This is a genomic window from Pseudoflavonifractor sp. HCP28S3_F10, assembly GCF_052065415.1.
Lineage (GTDB): Bacteria > Bacillota > Clostridia > Oscillospirales > Oscillospiraceae > Pseudoflavonifractor_A.
The window spans coordinates 18,899-36,650 of sequence record NZ_JBQHUB010000027.1; the positions used below are offsets into that span (position 1 = coordinate 18,899).

The 17,752-nt window shown below is 63.2% G+C and carries 15 protein-coding genes; 11 read left to right on the top strand and 4 right to left on the bottom strand.

What is annotated here, in order from left to right; translation table 11 throughout:
* Window positions 1-335: 335 nt before the first annotated feature.
* Together ACTNBZ_RS10960 and ACTNBZ_RS10965 are read right to left on the bottom strand one after the other, a co-directional pair.
* Complete coding sequence (locus ACTNBZ_RS10960) at window positions 336-4,310, bottom strand: FtsX-like permease family protein (protein WP_441209858.1); 3,975 nt, start codon at window positions 4,308-4,310, stop codon at window positions 336-338.
* A gap of 50 nt (window positions 4,311-4,360) precedes the next feature.
* Window positions 4,361-5,062 (bottom strand): ABC transporter ATP-binding protein, encoded by a 702-nt coding sequence (locus ACTNBZ_RS10965; RefSeq protein WP_441209860.1) that lies wholly within the window; start codon window positions 5,060-5,062, stop codon window positions 4,361-4,363.
* Window positions 5,063-5,211: 149 nt separating this feature from the next.
* On the opposite strand from ACTNBZ_RS10965, the gene ACTNBZ_RS10970 reads away from it, so the two are divergent.
* Window positions 5,212-5,808 (top strand): TetR/AcrR family transcriptional regulator, encoded by a 597-nt coding sequence (locus ACTNBZ_RS10970; RefSeq protein WP_441209862.1) that lies wholly within the window; start codon window positions 5,212-5,214, stop codon window positions 5,806-5,808.
* 64 nt (window positions 5,809-5,872) lie between these two features.
* On the opposite strand, the gene ACTNBZ_RS10975 is transcribed toward ACTNBZ_RS10970, so the two are convergent.
* Window positions 5,873-7,504 (bottom strand): S-layer homology domain-containing protein, encoded by a 1,632-nt coding sequence (locus ACTNBZ_RS10975; RefSeq protein ID WP_441209864.1) that lies wholly within the window; start codon window positions 7,502-7,504, stop codon window positions 5,873-5,875.
* 219 nt (window positions 7,505-7,723) lie between these two features.
* Between ACTNBZ_RS10975 and ACTNBZ_RS10980 the strand changes: the two genes are divergently transcribed.
* The 5 genes from ACTNBZ_RS10980 (at window position 7,724) to ACTNBZ_RS11000 (ending at window position 13,346) form a co-directional block, all read left to right on the top strand.
* A complete protein-coding gene (locus tag ACTNBZ_RS10980) occupies window positions 7,724-8,302 on the top strand; it encodes a xanthine phosphoribosyltransferase (protein WP_441209866.1) in 579 nt (192 codons plus the stop codon).
* A gap of 87 nt (window positions 8,303-8,389) precedes the next feature.
* Window positions 8,390-9,574, top strand: coding sequence for a BMP family ABC transporter substrate-binding protein (locus ACTNBZ_RS10985; protein ID WP_441209868.1), 1,185 nt, complete (start codon window positions 8,390-8,392; stop codon window positions 9,572-9,574).
* A 124-nt stretch (window positions 9,575-9,698) separates the two neighbouring features.
* The gene (locus ACTNBZ_RS10990; RefSeq protein ID WP_441209870.1) at window positions 9,699-11,279 is read left to right on the top strand and encodes an ABC transporter ATP-binding protein; all 1,581 of its coding nucleotides are present in this window, start codon (window positions 9,699-9,701) and stop codon (window positions 11,277-11,279) included.
* Window positions 11,276-12,379, top strand: a complete 1,104-nt coding sequence (locus ACTNBZ_RS10995) for an ABC transporter permease (RefSeq protein ID WP_441209871.1) — start codon at window positions 11,276-11,278, stop codon at window positions 12,377-12,379. The genes ACTNBZ_RS10990 and ACTNBZ_RS10995 overlap by 4 nt, the downstream gene beginning before the upstream one ends.
* Window positions 12,372-13,346, top strand: coding sequence for an ABC transporter permease (locus ACTNBZ_RS11000; RefSeq protein ID WP_441209873.1), 975 nt, complete (start codon window positions 12,372-12,374; stop codon window positions 13,344-13,346). Before ACTNBZ_RS10995 ends, ACTNBZ_RS11000 begins: the two co-directional genes overlap by 8 nt.
* A gap of 437 nt (window positions 13,347-13,783) precedes the next feature.
* Here ACTNBZ_RS11000 and tadA read toward each other — a convergent pair whose 3' ends face one another.
* Window positions 13,784-14,275, bottom strand: a complete 492-nt coding sequence (gene tadA, locus ACTNBZ_RS11005; RefSeq protein WP_441209875.1) for a tRNA adenosine(34) deaminase TadA — start codon at window positions 14,273-14,275, stop codon at window positions 13,784-13,786.
* Between the two features lie 208 nt (window positions 14,276-14,483).
* On the opposite strand from tadA, the gene ACTNBZ_RS11010 reads away from it, so the two are divergent.
* From ACTNBZ_RS11010 to ACTNBZ_RS11030, 5 genes are read left to right on the top strand one after another with little or no spacing between them, the layout of a single operon-like run.
* Window positions 14,484-15,053, top strand: coding sequence for a manganese efflux pump MntP (locus tag ACTNBZ_RS11010; protein WP_441209877.1), 570 nt, complete (start codon window positions 14,484-14,486; stop codon window positions 15,051-15,053).
* A 1-nt stretch (window position 15,054) separates the two neighbouring features.
* Window positions 15,055-15,777, top strand: a complete 723-nt coding sequence (yqeC, locus tag ACTNBZ_RS11015; RefSeq protein ID WP_441209879.1) for a selenium cofactor biosynthesis protein YqeC — start codon at window positions 15,055-15,057, stop codon at window positions 15,775-15,777.
* Window positions 15,765-16,568 (top strand): selenium-dependent molybdenum cofactor biosynthesis protein YqeB, encoded by an 804-nt coding sequence (gene yqeB, locus ACTNBZ_RS11020; protein ID WP_441209881.1) that lies wholly within the window; start codon window positions 15,765-15,767, stop codon window positions 16,566-16,568. Before yqeC ends, yqeB begins: the two co-directional genes overlap by 13 nt.
* 42 nt (window positions 16,569-16,610) lie before the next feature.
* Window positions 16,611-17,363: an XdhC family protein gene (locus ACTNBZ_RS11025; RefSeq protein ID WP_441209883.1), complete on the top strand. Its 753-nt coding sequence runs from the start codon at window positions 16,611-16,613 to the stop codon at window positions 17,361-17,363.
* Between the two features lie 9 nt (window positions 17,364-17,372).
* Window positions 17,373-17,639 carry a thioredoxin gene (locus ACTNBZ_RS11030; RefSeq protein WP_441209885.1) on the top strand — a complete coding sequence of 89 codons (267 nt, stop codon included), beginning with the start codon at window positions 17,373-17,375 and terminating at the stop codon, window positions 17,637-17,639.
* Window positions 17,640-17,752 lie beyond the last annotated feature (113 nt).

The following is a 17,752-nucleotide window of genomic DNA, read 5'->3' on the forward strand; positions in this document are numbered from 1 at the left end:
GGGGTCACTCCCATCACAGTAGATTGATAACCATATTTTACCATAGATACGGGCAAAATCTGCTGTATTTGGTCGGATGGGAAATATTTACTTTAAAGATTCGGCAATTTCTGTTTCATACTAAAACCTGATAAAAAGCTTGAAAAGTTTTTTATAGCGCGAAGCGCGTCAGATTTTTATGAGACGCGGTATCATGCGGTACGCATGATACCAGTGCGCGCAGCGCACGGAATTTCAAATGAAAGCATTTCATTTGAAATTAGTATCAAAAGCGGAATGGGGCAGAAAAACAGCCCGGCGGGCCGCTATGCGGTCCTTGCCGGGCTGTGGGAAAGTTATTCCACGGTCTTGAGGGATTCCACCATGTCGATCCTTTTCAGCCTCCGGTGAGCGGCCAGATTGACCAGCACTGAGAAGCACGCGGTGAGGAGCACCGCGTAGAGATAGCTGATGGGGCGCACCGTGCGGCCGAACATGAGCCGGTCGATCTCCACCGTCAGGATGAGCCACTGGTGGAGAAACTTGCCCATGACCAGTCCCACCAGGATGCCGAATACCGTCAGGAACAGGTTTTCCCGGTACACATAGGCCGAGAGCTCCCGGTCGTAGAAGCCCAGGACCTTCAGGGTGGCCAGCTCCCGCAGGCGCTCGGTGATGTTGATGTTGGTCAGGTTGTAGAGCACGATGAAGGCCAGGGCGGCGGCGCACACGATGATGAGGATCACGGCATAGTCCACACTCTCCAGACTCTTGAAGAAGGTGTCCCGGGTGTCCTGATTGCGGGAGACCGAGGTGACGCCGGAGAGGGGGATGACGGCGGAGGAAACGGCGTCGGCGGTGTCGGTGCTGTTATCGGTATAGCAGGCCAGCAGGGAATTCACCGGCGGTTCCTCGCCGTAGAGGGACTGATAATAGGCGCTGGACAGATAGACATAATGAAGAATATAGTTCTCTGTAATGTCGGCCACCCGGATGGTGACCCGCTCGTCGCCGTCCAGGGTCAGGGTGTCGCCCACCTCTACCCCCAGAAGGGAGGCCAGCTTTTCAGTGAGCACGGCGCCGTCGTCAGGCAGGACCACCGGCTCATCGTCCAGCCGGTGGCGGAAACGGATGAACTGCCCGAAGGCGTCCGTGTCCTCCACGGCGAAGAGGGTGACGTCCACGGTCTGCTCCTCGCCCTCGGCGGAGAGGGAGAGCTGGCAGCTGGGCAGCCAGGCCTCCACCAGGCCGGTCCCGTCCAGAGCCCGGCCGATCTCCAGAAGCTCATCGTCGGTAACGTCGTCCTCCAGACCGATGCTGGCGCTGTAGATGGAGATCTCGTCGAACTGTTTATCCATGATGTCGTAGATGGAATTGCGCAGGCCGAAGGCGGTGACGATCAGCGCGGTACAGCCGCCGATGCCGGCCACCGTCATCCAGAACCGCTTCTGATAGCGGAAGAGGTTGCGTATGGTCACTTTATAGGTAAAGGAGAGCCGCCGCCACAGGGGACCGATGCGCTCCAGCAGTACCCGCTTGCCGGCGGGCGGGGCCTTGGGCCGCATCAGGGTGGCGGGCACTGCGGTGAGAGTGGAGAAGGTGGCCCCCACCGCGGCGCCGGTAACGCAGAGGACTGCCGCCCCCAGGGCCAGCAGGCAGATGCCGGGGGAGGGGGGGATGATCAGATCTCCTACCGTGTAGAGGATCTTCCAGGCGTTGAAGATGATAAAGGGGATCAGCGTGCAGCCGAAGGCCAGACCGGCCACGCCGCCCAGCAGGCTGGAAAAGAAGCCGTAACCCACGTATTTCAGGGAGATGGCCCACTTGCTGTAGCCCAGGGCCTTGATGGAGCCGATCTGGACCCGCTGCTCCTCCACCATGCGGGTCATGGTGGTCAGGCAGACCAGAGCGGCCACCAGGAAGAAGATCAGGGGGAACACAGAGGCCAGGTTGCCCATGCGCTCGGCGTCCTGCTGGAAGGACACATAGCCCATATTGGTATTCCGGCCCAAGATATACCACCGGCAGTTCTCGATCCCGGCGATGTCCCGCCGGGCGTCGTTGAGCTTGCGCCGGGCGTCGGAGAGCTCCTCCTCCGCCTCGGCCCTGCCGTCCTCATACTCGGCCAGACCGTCGGCGTACTCGGCCTCGCCGTCCTCCAGCTCCCGGAGGGCGTCAGCGAGCTCCGCTTCCGCCCGGGCGATCTCCCCGGGCAGCTTTTCTCTGGCGTCGGAGAGCTCGGCCAGTCCGTTCCGGTACTCCTGCCAGCCGTCGTCCAGCTTGGCGCGGGCGTCGGCCAGTTCCCGCCAGCCGTCATCCAGCTTGATCCTGGCGTCGTTCAGCTCGGCCTCGCCGTCCTCCAGCTCCCGTTTGGCGTCCTGAAGCTCGCTCCAGCCGTCGTCCAGCTCCTTCCGGCCGCTGTGGAGCTTGCCCCAGCCCTCGTCCAGCTCGGCCTTGGCGTCGGAGAGCGTCTGGCCGGAGGAAATGGCCTCCTCCGCGCCCTGGTCAAACTCCTTCTTGGCTTCCCGGTACTGGTCCATGCCGTCCTGATACTCGCTCCAGCCCCAGCGGAGCTGCTCGGCGCCGGAGGCCAGACTGGCCTCTCCGGCCTGGAGCTGCTGCTTCAGAGCGGGCAGCACCTGCCCGATGAAGGCCATGGAGCCGCAGATGCTCCGGGCCATGCCCATACGGGCCTCGTCCTGGGAGAGCAGGTAGGCAAAGGTATCGGCATCGGCGGGCAGGCCGGAGAGCAGCTGATCCACAGCGGCCTGCTGCTCCTGGGGGAGCTGGGGCCGCAGCCCCTCCAGCATGGCGCGGAGGGAGAGCACCACGCCCTGGTGGAACTGGGCGGCAGCCATGCCGGTGGGATCCAGAGTCAGGGCGGAGAGCTCCTGGGCGAACACGGCGGGATCATTGAGGGTGAATCCGGCCAGCCCGGCCTGGAGTTGGGTATAGCCCCCCTGAAGCTGGGTGAGCTGGGCCTGGCCTGCCTCCAGCTCGGCCTTACCGGCGGAGTACTGCTGTTCGGCGGCAAAGAGCCGGTCCAGCGCCCGGTCCAGCTCCTCCCTGGCGTCCATCAGCTGCTGTCCGCCGTCGGCCAGGGTCTGAAGGCCCTTCCGGTACTCGGCCATGCCGTCGTCATACTCCTTCTGGGCATCCTGGAGGGTCTGGAGGCTGTCGTTATACTCCTCCTCGCCGTCCAGCAGTTCCTGATAGCCGTCCTGATATTTGGCCACGCCGTCGCCGTACTTTTGCAGGCCGTCGGCGTAGTCTTCCTCGCCGTCCCGGAGCTCCCTCAGGCCGTCGGCGTAGTCCCGCTCGCCGTCCTCCAGCTGCTCCAGGGCGTCGGGCAGCTCTTTCTCCGCGTCGGCGATCTTCTGCCGGGCGTCGGCGGTCTCCCGGCGGAGGGTGGCCCAGCCGTCCCGGTATTCCTGCCAGCCGTCATCCAGCTCCTTTCGGGCGTCGGAGAGCTCCCTCTCAGCATCGGCAAGTTCCTCCTGGACCTCCCGCTGGGCGTCATCAAACTCTGCCTGGGCCTCGGAGAGCTTGTCGTTGGCCTCGCCGACGACGTCGTCATAGCGCACCCCGGCGCGCTGGTCGCCCAGTGGCTCCAGCCGGCCGGTGAGGGCGTCCGTCAGATCCTCATATTCCGAGCCGTAGCAGAGCAGCTCCGTGCCCCCCGCCGCCGTCAGGTAGGCGTCGGTGTAGTAGTCCAGGGAAAAAGCCCCGGCGGGGAGCAGGACAAAGGCGGATACCTTGCCGGTGCCCAGGGAGGAGGAGCCCCGCTGGAAGGAGATGTAGAGGGGGGAGTCGGCAGTGCCCACGATGGTAAAGGTGTCCCGGGCCAGGGCGCCGGCAAAGTCCCCGTCCCCGGTGTCCAGGGTGAGGGTATCCCCCAGCTGGGCACCCAGCGCGGTGAGCAGGGCGGGTTCCACCAGGCACTCCCCGTCGCTTTCGGGGAGGCGGCCGGAGCGGAGGTTGGGCTGGTTGATGCCCTGCTCCGAGAGGGAGTGGAGCTTGACGATGAGGTCGTTTTCCGGCTGGTGGATCAGGGCGTCCACCGTGTAGGCCCCCTCGGCCTTTTCCACTCCCTCCTGGGAGGAGAGAACGGCCACATCCTCATCGGTGAGTCCCAGGGTGGACAGGACCCGCAGGTCCATCAGGCCCAGCCGGTCATAGTAGGCATCGGCAGTGTATTCCATGTCGGGGGCGGTGGTGCGCAGTCCGGCCAGAAAAGCCACCGCCAGCGCCGACAGCAGGAACAGGGAGAGAAAGCGGCTCAGAGTATGGCGCACCTCCCGCACAGCGTCGGTGATCATGCGGTTTTTCACGCTCCGGTCCCCCTCCTTTCAGGCAAAGCGTCTTTCCGGAACATGGGGCGCTACCATTCGATCTGTTCCACCGGAGTGGGGCTGGGATTGCGCTCCACCCGGTCCACCCGGCCGTTTTTGATGTGGATGACCCGGTCGGCCATGGGGGTGATGGCGGTATTGTGGGTGATGACCACCACCGTCATGCCCTGCTCCCGGCAGGTGTCCTGCAGGAGTTTAAGGATGGCCTTGCCGGTGACATAGTCCAGCGCGCCGGTGGGCTCGTCGCACAGGAGGAGCTTGGGGTTCTTGGCCAGGGCCCGGGCGATGGCCACCCGCTGCTGCTCGCCGCCGGAGAGCTGGGCGGGGAAGTTGCCCATCCGCTCCCCCAGGCCCACGTGACGCAGCACCTCGGCGGCGTCCAGCGGGTCCTTGCAGATCTGGGCGGCGAGCTCCACGTTCTCCAGGGCGGTCAGGTTCTGGACCAGGTTGTAGAACTGAAAGACAAAGCCGATATCATACCGGCGGTAGGTGGTGAGCTGCTTCTGGCTGTACCGGCTGACCTGGCTGCCGTCCACCAGGATGGTGCCGCCGTCGCAGGCGTCCATGCCGCCCAGAATGTTGAGTACGGTGGTCTTGCCCGCGCCCGAGGGGCCCACGATGACGGCGAACTCCCCCTTCTCAATGTCAAAGGTAATATCGTCGGCAGCGGTGATGGTCACCTCGCCCATCTGATAGCGCTTGACCACATGCTCCAGTGAGATATAGGACATGAAAACCCTCCTGTCGGTTAAAAAACAGGTGTTGAATAAAATACGCAGACCGATTATAGTCTATTATAGGAAAACAGAAAGCGGGACGCAAGAAACAGTTTGGGCGGGCCGCGTCTGAAAACAGACAGATGAGGAGAGCGTGTTGAATAATGAACAAAACAGGGGAACCGAAACCGGAACGTGAGGACCGCCGGGTACGCAAGACCCGCCGGCAGCTCTCCGAGGCGCTGACCGGGCTGCTGCGGGAGAAGAAGATCAGCGAGATCACGGTGAAGGAGCTGGCCCAGCGGGCCGACGTGAACCGGGGGACCTTCTACAGCCATTACCGGGATATCTACGACATGCTGGAGCGCATCGAAAACGAGCTGCTGGAGGAACTCTCCGCAGTGATGGACGCCTACGGCACCGCGGAGCTGCGGGGCGGACTGCGGCCCATCATGGGGGACGTGTTCCGCTTCATCCGGAAGAACGCGGGCATCTGCGCCGCCCTGCTGGAGAGCCGGACGGACGACCGCTTTTTCCAGCGGCTCAGGGAGCTCATCTATACAAAATGTCTGAAAGAGTGGCAGGGGATCTATCCAATTGGTGATATGTCGGGCAGAAATTACGCGCTGGATTTTCTGGTGGGGGGCATGGTGGCCATCGTACAGACCTGGGCGGTGCGGGGCTTTGCCGAGAGCCCGGAGGAAATGGCCGCCCTGACGGAGAAATTGATCCTGCACGGCATTGGAAACGACAACTGGTAGAAAAAACAGGCGCGTGGTTTTGACCACGCGCCTGTTTTCATGCGTTGGGCGGGGAGGAGTGATGTCAGCGGGTGGCCTGCACCGCGTTCCAGAGGTCATAGCTGTCCCAGGCGGGGATATTGCCCAGCCGCCAGATGGATACGCCTGTGACGCCGAACATCCTGGCCAGCTGGATCTTGTCGGCCACGCTCTGCCCGTTCTCGAACCAGACCTTGTAGCGGCTGCCCGCCTCGTCGGTGTAGACGGCGTAGGGATTGCGGTACTCCTGGCTGTAGGTGACCACAGTATCGCTCTGGGCCAGGCGGCGGCTTAGGGTCTCAATGGAGGGACGGTAGAACTGGTCGTCCAGCAGCAGTCCGTTTTCGTCGATCCTGAAGCCGGTGGTGTCCATGGACAGGGCCAGGGCGATCTTGGAGCGGTCGGCCACGCCGGTGTCCGGGTCGGTGATCTCAGTCAGGGCGTCGTAGATCCTGGCGAAGGGAGTGACGGGGCAGTCGGTGCGGGCGGTGCCCACATAGGAGGCCGGGATGGAGGACCAGCGGTAGTCGTGGGCCATGAGGATGACCTTGTCGCAGCTCTCGCCCAGGGCACGGAAGTCGTACCCGGTGTACCAGGGGCCGGGCTGCACGCAGACATAGAGGGATTTGTCCGCGGGCAGGGCGGCGCGGAGCTCCCGGATAAAAGCGGTGTAGTTTGCCTTCAGGGAGGATTTGAGCCCCTCAAAGTCCATGGTCAGGCCGGAGTAGTCCTCCGCCGCCGCGGTAAGGGCGGCGATGGCCCGGGCCCGGCTCTCCGCATTGGCGGTGATCTTCCCTACAGTGGAGGCCAAAGGATCGGAGGCGTCTGCCCCCGAGGCAAAGACACACAGGTTATAGGGGGTGCCGTTGCGCTGGAAGTAGCCGGTGGCGGCGGTGGGATCCTGGGGGACGGCCCAGCTGTTCCCGTTCTCCTTTGTGGTGTTGAGCCGGGGACCGGAGGCGTCGTCATACTCCATCCGGGCCCAGCCCAGGGAGACGGCGTCCATGTCCCGGGTCAGATTGATCTGGCTGTAGGAGGAGACGGCGTAGAACCCGTGGAGCCAGTCGGTGGATGCGGCATAGCGCTCATAGACCTGCACCAGCATGGTGGCCGCTTCGGCCCGGGTGGCCGAGAGGGCGGGCTTGAAGAGGAGCTTGTCCCCCTCACGGATACCGCTGACCATGCCGATCTGGTAGGCCAGGGCGATGTAGCCGGCATTGCGCGTCACGTCGGAGAAGGGAACCCGGGAGGCGGACAGGGATTCGGCCAGGGTCTGGTAGCCCAGGGCCCGCACCAGCATCACCGCCATCTCCTCCCGGCTGATGGGGTCGTCCGGGCGGAAGGGGCCGCCGGCGTCGGTCACGCCGTGGGCACGGGCGGCCTCCACATAGCCGTAGGCCCAGTGGGAGGAGGAACAGTCGATAAAGGAGGGGGAGCCGTCCTTCACCGGCGCCCAGTCCAGCATCTGGCACAGGATGGTGACGAAGGACGCCCGATTGAGATAATCGCCCACGCCGAAGCGGCCGTCCGGATAGCCCACCATCAGGCCGTATCGGGACGCCTTTTCAATGACGGGCCCGGCCCAGTGGCCGGCGGTGTCGCTGTAGGCCATGGCGGGGACGGAGAGGGACAGCGAGAGGACGGCCGCCAGCAGGGCGGCGGTAAGACGGTGCTTCATGAGAACCTCCTTTGAGAGCAGGAATACATTGGAATATCTTTATTGTATCAGGGCCGGGCCGGAAAAACAATGGCAGGAGGGGGTAGACATAAAAATTTAAGAATTGGAACAGAAAATTTTGGGAAGGGGATGACGGGGCGGCTTTTTTCTGATATGATATATATGACGTAAAATTCCCTGTGGGGAGATACAGAAAAAGACAGAGGATGGTAGACTGCCATGAAACTGCTGGAAGAGCGTATCCGCAAGGACGGGAAGATCCGCGGCACCGAGGTGCTGAAGGTGGACCGTTTTTTGAACCATCAGATGGACATCGGTCTCATCAATGAGATCGGAAAGGAGTTCCACCGCCTGTTTCAGGACTGCGGGGTCAACAAGATCCTGACCATCGAGGCCTCCGGCATCGGCATTGCCTGCATTACGGCCCAGTCCTTCAACGTGCCGGTGATCTTTGCCAAGAAGAACAAGACTAAAAACATCGCCGGCGACGTATATACCTCTAAGGTCGAATCCTTTACCCACGGCAAGGTGTACGACATCATCGTGTCCAAGGAATTTCTGGGCCCCGGGGACCGGGTGCTCCTCATCGACGACTTTCTGGCCAACGGCAGCGCCCTGCAGGGCCTGATCAACCTGGTGCGGGATGCGGGCGCCACCCTGGTGGGCGCGGGCATCTGCGTGGAGAAGGCATTCCAGCCCGGCGGCGATCTGATCCGCTCCATGGGCGTGCGGGTGGAGTCCCTGGCCCGGGTCAAATCCATGGACGAGGCCACCAATACCATCGAATTCTGCGAATGAGCCCCACGAGGACTATCACGGCAAGCGCCGTTTTAGTAGAAGAACAGGAAACTCTTGCAGACCAAATTTGAAAAGGAGGAACTTACAATGAAGAAACGCATTCTGGCCATGCTCCTGGCGGGCACTATGGTGTTCGGCCTGGCCGCCTGCGGCGGCGGAGACGACAAGAAGCCGGAGGCCAGCAATCCCCCTGCCGCGGCCGGCGTCGCCAAGGAGGACCTGAAGGTGGGCTTCGTCCACATCGGCGACGAGGGCGATATGGGCTATACCTATAACATGGTGCTGGGCGTCAAGGAGATGCAGAAGAACCTGGGCCTGTCCGACGATCAGATCATCACCAAGTACAATGTCACTGAGGACGAGAAGTGCGCCGACGCCCTCAACGAGCTGGTGGACGCCGGCTGCCAGATCGTTTTCGCCACCAGCTTCGGCTTCGGCGACTATGTGACCGCCGCCGCCCGTGAGAATCCCGAGGTCCAGTTCTGCCACGCCACCGGCTTCCAGGCCCATGAGGCCGGCCTGGACAACCTGCATAACTGCTTTGCCAGCATTTACGAGGGCCGTTATCTGGCCGGTATCGCCGCCGGCATGAAGGCCAAGGAGATGGGCAACCCCAAGCTGGGCTATGTGGGAGCCTACCCCTTCGCTGAGGTCATCTCGGGCTACACCGCCTTCTATCTGGGCGCCAAGAGCGTCTATCCCGACGTGACCATGGACGTCATTTACACCAACACCTGGAATGACGCCAACCTGGAGAGCCAGACTGCCGAGGCCCTCATCAACCGAGGCTGCGGCGTGGTGAGCCAGCACTCCGACTCCACCGGTCCCGCCACCATGGCTGAGAAGATGGGCAAGTTCCAGGTGGGCTACAACGCCGACATGATCTCCGCCGCCCCCGGCGCCTCCCTCATCTCCACCCGCATCGACTGGGGCATCTACTTCACCGAGGCCGTGCAGGCCGTGCTGGACGGCACCGAGATCCCCATGGACTGGTCCAAGGGCTATGCTGACGGCGCCGTGCTGATGACCGCGCTGAACGAGGACATCGCCGCCGAGGGCACCAAGGAGGCCATCGAGGCCGCCGAGGCCGGCATCAAGGACGGCTCCCAGCAGGTCTTTGCCGGTCCTCTCAAGGGCGTCAACTCCAACGGCGATACCCTGGAGCTGGCTGAGGGCGAATCCTTTGCCGAGAGCGACGTGGCCGGCGGCAAGACCAGCGCCCCCTATTTCGACTACATCGTGGAGGGCGTGACCGTGGTCTCCGACCAGTGATCTCCCGGCATCCGTAACACAGAAGTGAGCCCGATCACGGGGCCGCGGACCCCCGCGGCCCCGTTTTATATCCCGACCGGGACGGCGCGGCGCGCCGTCCATTCAACGCGAGAGAGGTGAGTATATGGCAAAGGAGTACGCCATTGAGCTGAGGGAGCTGACCAAGACCTTCGGCGAAGTGGTGGCCAACGACAGGGTCTCCCTGTCCCTGGAGAGGGGCGAGATCCTGTCCCTGCTGGGCGAGAACGGCAGCGGCAAGACCACGCTGATGAACATGCTCTCCGGCATCTATTTCCCCGACCACGGCCAGATCCTGGTGAACGGCCGGGAGGTGACCATCCGCTCCCCCAAGGACGCCCATGACCTGGGCATCGGCATGATCCACCAGCACTTCAAGCTGGTGGACGTGCTGACGGCGGCGGAGAACATCATCCTGGGCCTGAAGGGAAAGGGACGGCTGGACCGGAGGGCGGTGGCGGAGGAGATCCGGACCATCAGCCAGAAGTACGGCTTTGAAATCGACCCCAACCAGAAGATCTACGAGATGTCGGTCTCCCAGAAACAGACGGTGGAGATCGTCAAGGTCCTTTACCGGGGGGCGGATATCCTCATCCTGGATGAGCCCACCGCCGTACTGACCCCCCAGGAGACCGACAAGCTCTTCGCCGTGCTGCGCAACATGAAGGCCGACGGCAAGTCCATCATCATCATCACCCACAAGCTCCACGAGGTCATGGCCATCTCCGACAAGGTGGCGGTCCTCCGCAAGGGCAAGTACATCGGAACCGTCAACACCGCCGACACCGATCCCCAGAAGCTCACCGAAATGATGGTGGGCCGCGCGGTGAGTCTGGATATCGAGCGGCCCAAGACCAAGTATCAGGATCTGCGGCTGGAGGTCAAGGGCCTCAACTGCATGAAGGAGGATGGAATCAAGGCCCTTACCGACGTATCCTTCCAGGCCCGGGGCGGCGAGATCCTGGGCATCGCCGGTATCGCCGGCTCGGGACAGAAGGAGCTGCTGGAGTGTGTCGCCGGCCTTCACAGCGTGGAGTCGGGCCACATCTTCTACTATCCGCCCCATCCCAACTCGGATATCGCCGGCCTCCATGTGCCGGTGGACAAAGCGGGGGAGGAGCTGGTGGGCAAGACGCCCACCCAGATCCAGAAGATCGGCGTGTCCCTGGCCTTTGTGCCCGAGGACCGGCTGGGCATGGGCCTGGTGGCCGGCATGGACATGGTGGACAACATGATGCTCAAGACCTATCAGCGGGGTAAGGGCCCGCTGGTGGACCGCAAGCCCCCCAGAGAGCTGGCTCAGAAGCTCATCGAGGAGCTGGAGATCGTCACCCCCGGCGTATCCACGCCGGTGCGCCGGCTCTCCGGCGGAAACGTGCAGAAGGTGCTGGTGGGACGGGAGATCGCCTCCAGCCCCACGGTGCTCATGACCGCCTACCCGGTCCGGGGCCTGGACATCAACTCGGCCTACACCATTTACCACCTGCTCAATGAGCAGAAGAAGCTGGGCGTGGCCGTCATCCTGGTGGGCGAGGACCTGGACGTGCTGCTGGAGCTGTGCGACCGCATCCTGGTGCTCTGCGGCGGACGGGTATCCGGCATCGTGGACGGGGAAACGGCCACCAAGGAAGAGGTGGGTCTGCTGATGACCCGCCTGCCCGGTACGGAAGGGAGCGTGAGCGTATGAGCCAAAAGAACGCGACCCGGGAGCCGGCGGTCCGTCTGGCCAAGCGGAGCGATATTTCCCGGGGCAAGGCGTGGGCCATCCGTGCCGCCGCCGTCCTGCTGGCCCTGGCCACCGGCGGGCTCATCATCCTGCTGCTGGGCCATAACCCGCTGGAGGTCTACGGCACCATGCTCACCGGCGCCCTGGGCAAGCCCCGGGCCGTCCGGGAGACGGTGAAAAAGGCCATCCCCCTGCTGGGAGCGGCCCTGGCCATTGCCCCGGCCTTCAAGATGAAATTCTGGAACATCGGCGCCGAGGGGCAGATCCTGGCGGGCGCCGTGGCCGCCAGCTACTTCGCCCTGTTCTGGTGCGACGGCCTGCCCCGCCCGGTGCTGCTGGTGGTCATGGGTGTGGCGGCAGTGGTCGCCGGCGGACTGTGGGGCCTGCTCCCCGCGGTGTTCAAGGCCCGCTGGGGCACCAACGAGACCCTGTTCACCCTGATGCTCAACTACATCGTGCTGGGCCTGGTGAAGTACCTGCAGAACGGCCCCTGGGGGCCGGGACTCAACACCTCCGGCTATCCCAAGATCCCCATGTTCGGCGGGGCGGCCCTGCTGCCCACGGTGCTGGGCGTCCACATCGGGTGGATCATCGTGCTGGTGCTGACGGCGCTGATGTTCGCCTACCTGAAATACAGCAAGCAGGGCTATGAGATCGCCGTGGTGGGCGAGAGCGTCCGTACCGCCCAGTACGCGGGCATGAACGTGTCCAGGATCATCATGCGTACCATGTTTATTTCCGGCGGCATCGCCGGCCTGGTGGGCTTCCTCCAGGTCTCCGGCGCGTCGGGTACCCTGACGGAGAACACCGCCGGCGGCATCGGCTTCACCGCCATCACCGTGGCCTGGCTGGCCAAGCTCAACTCCTTTGCCATGGTGGTCATCGCCGCCCTGCTGGCGGTGCTGGAGAAGGGCGCCGACGCCATCCAGACCGCCTACAAGATCCCGGCTTCGGCCTCTGAGATGCTCACCGGCGTGATCTTGTTCTTCATGCTGGGGTGCGAGTTCTTCATCCGCTACCGGCTCATTTTCCGGGGAAAGGGGGAGCGGAAGCATGGATAACTTCCAAGTGATCGCCTTTCTGGTGGCGGCGGTGGCCGCCGGCGCGCCCCTGCTTTTCGGCACCCTGGGCGAGATCCTCACTGAGAAGAGCGGCAACCTGAATTTGGGCGTGGAGGGCATGATGTACATGGGCGGCGTGGCCGGTCTGGCCGGAGCCTACTACTACGAGCAGGCGGCGGGGGCCGCGGCCTCCGGTATGACGGCTGCCCTCATCGCCACGGTGTGCGCCTTTTTGTGCGCGGCCTTCGGCGCGCTGGTGTACAGCGTGCTCACCATCACCCTGCGGGCCAACCAGAACGTCACCGGTCTGGCCCTGACCATCTTCGGCACCGGCTTCGGCAATTTCGTGGGCGAGCTGATGAACAACCAGGCCGGAGGCTTTGCCAGCGTGGGGACGGGCACCAAGGCCGTCTTTACCGGCAACACCGCCCTCACCGGCCTTGCCAAGCTCTTTTTCTCCTACAACTATCTGGTGTATGTGGGCGTGGCCCTGGCGGTGGCGCTCATGTGGTTCCTGGGCCGCAGCCGGACCGGACTGAACCTGCGCTCGGTGGGCGAGAATCCCGGCACCGCCGACGCCGCCGGCATCAGCGTCACGGCCTATCAGTACGCGGCCACCTGCCTGGGCGGCGGCATCTGCGGCCTGGGCGGCATGTACATCGTCATGGCCCAGTTCAACGGTGTCTGGCAGCACAACTGCATCAGCGGCAAGGGCTGGATCGCCGTGGCCCTGGTCATCTTCGCCACCTGGAGCCCGGCCCGGGCCCTGGTGGGCAGCCTGGTGTTCGGCGCGCTGTCTATCCTGCGGTTCTATGTGCCCTTCGGCGGCACGGCCTTCGGCCCCATCTACGATACCGTGCCCTATATCGCCACGGTGCTGGTGCTCATCGCCGTCAGCATCCGGCAGAAGCGGGAAAGCCAGCCTCCCGCCCATCTGGGCGTGGCCTACTTCCGGGAGGAGCGCTGAGACAACAAAAAGCAGGAGGAGCGGAAAACCGCTCCTCCTGCTTTTTTGCTGACCGGGAACTGAAAAGGTCCATACATAGCAAAACCGGACGCCTGCTCCTGACGTCCGGTCCTGCATAGGAAAGAGGATACAATGAAATGAAAAGAAACTGTCTCTTGCGAGTATTATAATACCCGAGAGTTGTTAACAAATAAAACGAAAGGTGTTACAAGAGTTTTAAATTTTTCGCGTTTTATGTCAAGTTTTCGTGAAGGATATGGTGGGCGGTTGAGCTGAGACGTGGGGCGGAAAAAAGACAGATACCGGCGATGTTTTTCACACCGCCGGTATCCGCCAGATGGAGGATGAAAGAAAAAGAAACGGCCTGCTTGCTGAGTATTATGTTACCGGGTATTTGTGAAGAAAGAAAGCAAATTTATTACAAAAGAATAAACAATTCAATCCCCAACCTCCCGGCGGCCCTCCCTGGCCGCGCGCCGCTTTTCCCGCAGACGCTGAAAGAACTCCTGGAGCAGGGCGGCGCACTCCTCTTCCAGAAGGCCGCGGTGGACCTGAGGGTGGTGATTGAAGGGCTGGGCAAACAGGTCCAGCACGGAGCCGCAGCACCCGGCCTTTGGATCATCGGCGCCGTACCAGACCTGGGGGATGCGGGCGTTGATGATGGCGCCGGCACACATGGGGCAGGGCTCCAGGGTCACATAGAGCGCAGCCTTGTGCAGCCGCCAGCCCCCCAGGACGGCGTTGGCCTGCCGGATGGCCTCCAGCTCGGCGTGGCCCAGGGCGTCCCTGGCGGTCTCCCGGCGGTTGCGGCCCTGGCCTACGATGCGTCCGTCCTCCCAGACCACCACGCAGCCCACCGGGACCTCTCCCTCCTCCATGGCCTCCCGGGCCAGCTCCAGGGCCCGGCGCATATAGTCCTCGTGGGTCATGGGGCCTCTCCTCCTTGTTTCGTAATGCGGTTGAAAAGGAGCATTTGCCCCTTTTGAACTCCTTTGATTCTACCAGCATACCCTGTTTCGGGACGGCATGCAAGAGAAACACAAAAAGTAGAGTGGTGAGTTTAAAAAAGATGGCATATTGAGCCGCAATCTGCTATAATATACCGATAAGTAAAATCAATATAGCGGGGGATCTGGATTGATAGAGATTTTTCTGATCGCGGTCAGCCTGGCGCTGGACGCCTTTGCGGTATCGGTATCCAGCGGCATTTCGGTGCCGGGCTTTGGATGGAAGCACGCGGTAAAGATGGGGCTCTATTTTGGCGGATTCCAGTTTGCCATGCCTCTCATCGGCTGGTTTTTGGGCAGCAGCGTCAGCGCGTACATAGAAGCGGTGGATCATTGGATCGCCTTTGGCCTGCTGGCCTTCATCGGCGGCCGGATGGTGGTGGGCGCCTGGGGCAAGGACTCCTGCCAGCGGGAGGAGGGCCCCGCCGAGCTGACGGCCAGACGGCTGACGGTACTGGCTGTGGCCACCAGCATCGACGCGCTGGCGGTGGGAGTGTCCATGGCCTTCATGGTCACGGATGTAAACATTCTGTTCTCCGCCTGCGTCATCGGCGTGGTGGCCTTCGTCCTGTCAGTGGTGGGCGGTCTGGCCGGCCGCCGGCTGGGCTGCCTGTTTCAGAAGCGGGCTGAGCTGGTGGGCGGACTGGTGCTCATCGGCATCGGAGCGAAGATCCTCATTGAGCACCTCATGGGAGGATAATATGAGCCTTTGGAGCGACCTTCATCTGGATATGGACCGCCACCGGGCGGTGACCCTGGTGGGCGGCGGAGGAAAGACCACCACCATGTACGCCCTGGCCCACGAGGCCAGGGAGGCGGGGCGGACCGTCATCGTTACCACCAGCACCCATATCATGCCCCATCCCCGGCTCTTTCTCACCGACGACCCGGAGCCGGGCCATCTGCGGGAATGCCTGGACAGGCATGGCGTCATCACCCTGGGTACGCTGGGCCGGGCGGACAAGCTGTGCGGCACCGGGGAGATCGGGGTGTGCAAAACCGTGGCCGACATTGTCCTCATTGAGGGGGACGGGGCGCGGATCAAGCCCCTGAAGGTACCGGCGGAGCATGAGCCGGTGATCCCGCCGGAGAGCGACGCGGTGCTGGCCCTGGCGGGCATGGACGCGCTGGACAGGCCCATCGGCGAGATCTGCCACCGGCCCGAGCGGGTGGCCGCTTTTCTGAACAAACCTCTGGACGCGCCGGTCACCGAGGAGGATTATATCCGCATATTATCCAGTCCGGCGGGGAGCCGGAAAAGCGTGGCGGAGGGCATGGACTACCGCTGCATTCTCAACAAGACGGATACCTCCGACCTGCGTAGGCGGGCGGAGGTCATCGCCGCCGGCCTCAGCCGGCTGGGCATTCTGACGCTGATCCAGCGTTACAGCGAAAAGGAGCGGGGAGGACTATGCTGGTTCTGATCAAGGGCGCGGGAGATCTGGCCACGGGAGTGGCCTACCGCCTGTACCGGGCGGGGATGAAGATCGTGATGACCGATATCGCGCAGCCCACGGCGGTGCGGCGGACGGTGGCCTTCTGCCAGTGTATCTACGACGGCACGACCGTGGTAGAGGGGGTGACGGCCCGCCGGGTGGACACCCCGGAGCAGGCCATGACCTGTGTGGAGCGGGGAGAGATCCCGGTGCTGGTGGACCCGGAGGCGGCCATCCGCACCCAGCTCCCCTTTGACGCCGAGGTGGATGCCATCCTGGCCAAGTATAATGTGAACACGAAGATCGATGACGCGCCCATCGTGCTGGCTATGGGCCCCGGCTTTACCGCCGGGGTGGACTGCCACGCCGTCATCGAGACCAAGCGGGGCCACTATCTGGGCCGTGTCATCGAGGAGGGGAGCGCCATCCCCAACACCGGTGTGCCCGGCGACATTGGCGGGTACACCACAGAGCGGATCATCCGGGCCTGCCGGGATGGCGTATTCCACCCGGTGGCCGCCATCGGCGACACGGTGAGCAAGGGGGACGTGGTAGCCAGGGTGGACGATGAGCCGGTCTATGCCCTGATGCCGGGCACCGTCCGGGGCATGCTGCCCGATGGGCTCCATGTGACGCAGGGGATGAAATCCGGGGATATCGACCCCCGCTGCGCCTATGACCACTGCTTTACCATCTCGGACAAGGCCAGGGCCATCGGCGGCGGCGTGCTGGAGGGCCTGCTCTATTTCCGCCGGAAAAACGGCGGAAACATGATTTAACGGGGTGCACAGGGCGCCCCGCAGCAAAGAGGAGAACAAGAAATGGAACGACTGATTTTGTGCGGCGGCGGCCACGTGTCGCTGGAGGTGGCCTATATGGCCAGCCATCTGGAGTTCGATATCGTGGTTATCGACGACCGCCCGGAATTTGCCAATGAGGAGCGATTCTCCATGGCTTCCCAGGTCCTGTGCATGCCCTTCCTGGACGCCCTGGACCAGTTGGGCAGCCGGGAGGATGACTATTATGTGATCCTGACCCGGGGCCACGCCTTTGACAGCGACTGTCTGGCCAAGGTGCTTCAGGGCGACTACGCCTATGTGGGCATGATCGGCAGCCGCATCAAGGTGGCCGCCGTGATGAAGCGGATGCGGGAGGAGGGCTATCCGGCCAACGTGCTGGCCGGCGTCCACTCTCCGGTGGGGCTGCAGATCGGCGCCCAGACCCCGGCGGAGATCGCCGTGTCCATCCTGGGCGAGATCATCCAGGAACGGGCCAGAAAGGGCCCCGGCACCCCGCCGCCCCCCGGCGAAAAGGGTGTGCTGTGCACCATCACCCGCAAGAGCGGTTCCGCCCCCCGGGGAGAGGGAACGTGGATGCTGGTGCGGCCCGACGGGAAGTGCGTGGGCACCATCGGCGGCGGCGCAGTGGAATACCAGGCCAAGCTGGATGCCCTGGAGATGATCAAAAACGGCGCGGAGCGCGACCACAGGCTCTATGACCTCTCCCACGCGGCGGCGGAACTGGGCATGGTCTGCGGCGGCAAGATCGAAGTGGACTTCGTCAACCGGAAGTAAGGGGGAGCCATGAAGGAGATCGTGATGTTCGTGCAGCAGGGCTGCCCCCACTGCAAACGGGCCTTCAAGTGGCAGGAGGTTCTGACCGAAAAATTCCATCCGGAGTGGCGGGATGTGCCTGTCCGGGTGGTGGACGAGCTGGAGGAGAAGGAATACGCCGACTCCTTCGACTACTACTATGTGCCCTCCTACTATGTGGACGGCGTGAAGGTCCATGAGGGGCCGGTGACGCAGCAGGATGTGGAGCGGGTCTTTGCGCTTGCTCTGGCGGAATAGGAATGGAAGAAACGGCGGGGGGGGGGGGGGGGGGGGGGCGGGCGGGGGGGGGGTGTTTGTGGGGGGGTGTTTGTGTGTTTTCCCCCACCTCCCCCCCGCCCCGCACTCCCAGC

Coding starts and splice junctions, on each gene's coding strand:
- ACTNBZ_RS10995 (WP_441209871.1), top strand. CDS start 11,276: ATGAGCCAAAAGAACGCGACCCGGGAGCCGGCGGTCCGTCTGGCCAAG.
- tadA (WP_441209875.1), bottom strand. CDS start 14,275: ATGACCCACGAGGACTATATGCGCCGGGCCCTGGAGCTGGCCCGGGAG.
- yqeB (WP_441209881.1), top strand. CDS start 15,765: ATGCTGGTTCTGATCAAGGGCGCGGGAGATCTGGCCACGGGAGTGGCC.
- ACTNBZ_RS10970 (WP_441209862.1), top strand. CDS start 5,212: ATGAACAAAACAGGGGAACCGAAACCGGAACGTGAGGACCGCCGGGTA.
- ACTNBZ_RS10985 (WP_441209868.1), top strand. CDS start 8,390: ATGAAGAAACGCATTCTGGCCATGCTCCTGGCGGGCACTATGGTGTTC.
- ACTNBZ_RS11025 (WP_441209883.1), top strand. CDS start 16,611: ATGGAACGACTGATTTTGTGCGGCGGCGGCCACGTGTCGCTGGAGGTG.
- yqeC (WP_441209879.1), top strand. CDS start 15,055: ATGAGCCTTTGGAGCGACCTTCATCTGGATATGGACCGCCACCGGGCG.
- ACTNBZ_RS11000 (WP_441209873.1), top strand. CDS start 12,372: ATGGATAACTTCCAAGTGATCGCCTTTCTGGTGGCGGCGGTGGCCGCC.
- ACTNBZ_RS11030 (WP_441209885.1), top strand. CDS start 17,373: ATGAAGGAGATCGTGATGTTCGTGCAGCAGGGCTGCCCCCACTGCAAA.
- ACTNBZ_RS10975 (WP_441209864.1), bottom strand. CDS start 7,504: ATGAAGCACCGTCTTACCGCCGCCCTGCTGGCGGCCGTCCTCTCGCTG.
- ACTNBZ_RS10980 (WP_441209866.1), top strand. CDS start 7,724: ATGAAACTGCTGGAAGAGCGTATCCGCAAGGACGGGAAGATCCGCGGC.
- ACTNBZ_RS10965 (WP_441209860.1), bottom strand. CDS start 5,062: ATGTCCTATATCTCACTGGAGCATGTGGTCAAGCGCTATCAGATGGGC.
- ACTNBZ_RS10990 (WP_441209870.1), top strand. CDS start 9,699: ATGGCAAAGGAGTACGCCATTGAGCTGAGGGAGCTGACCAAGACCTTC.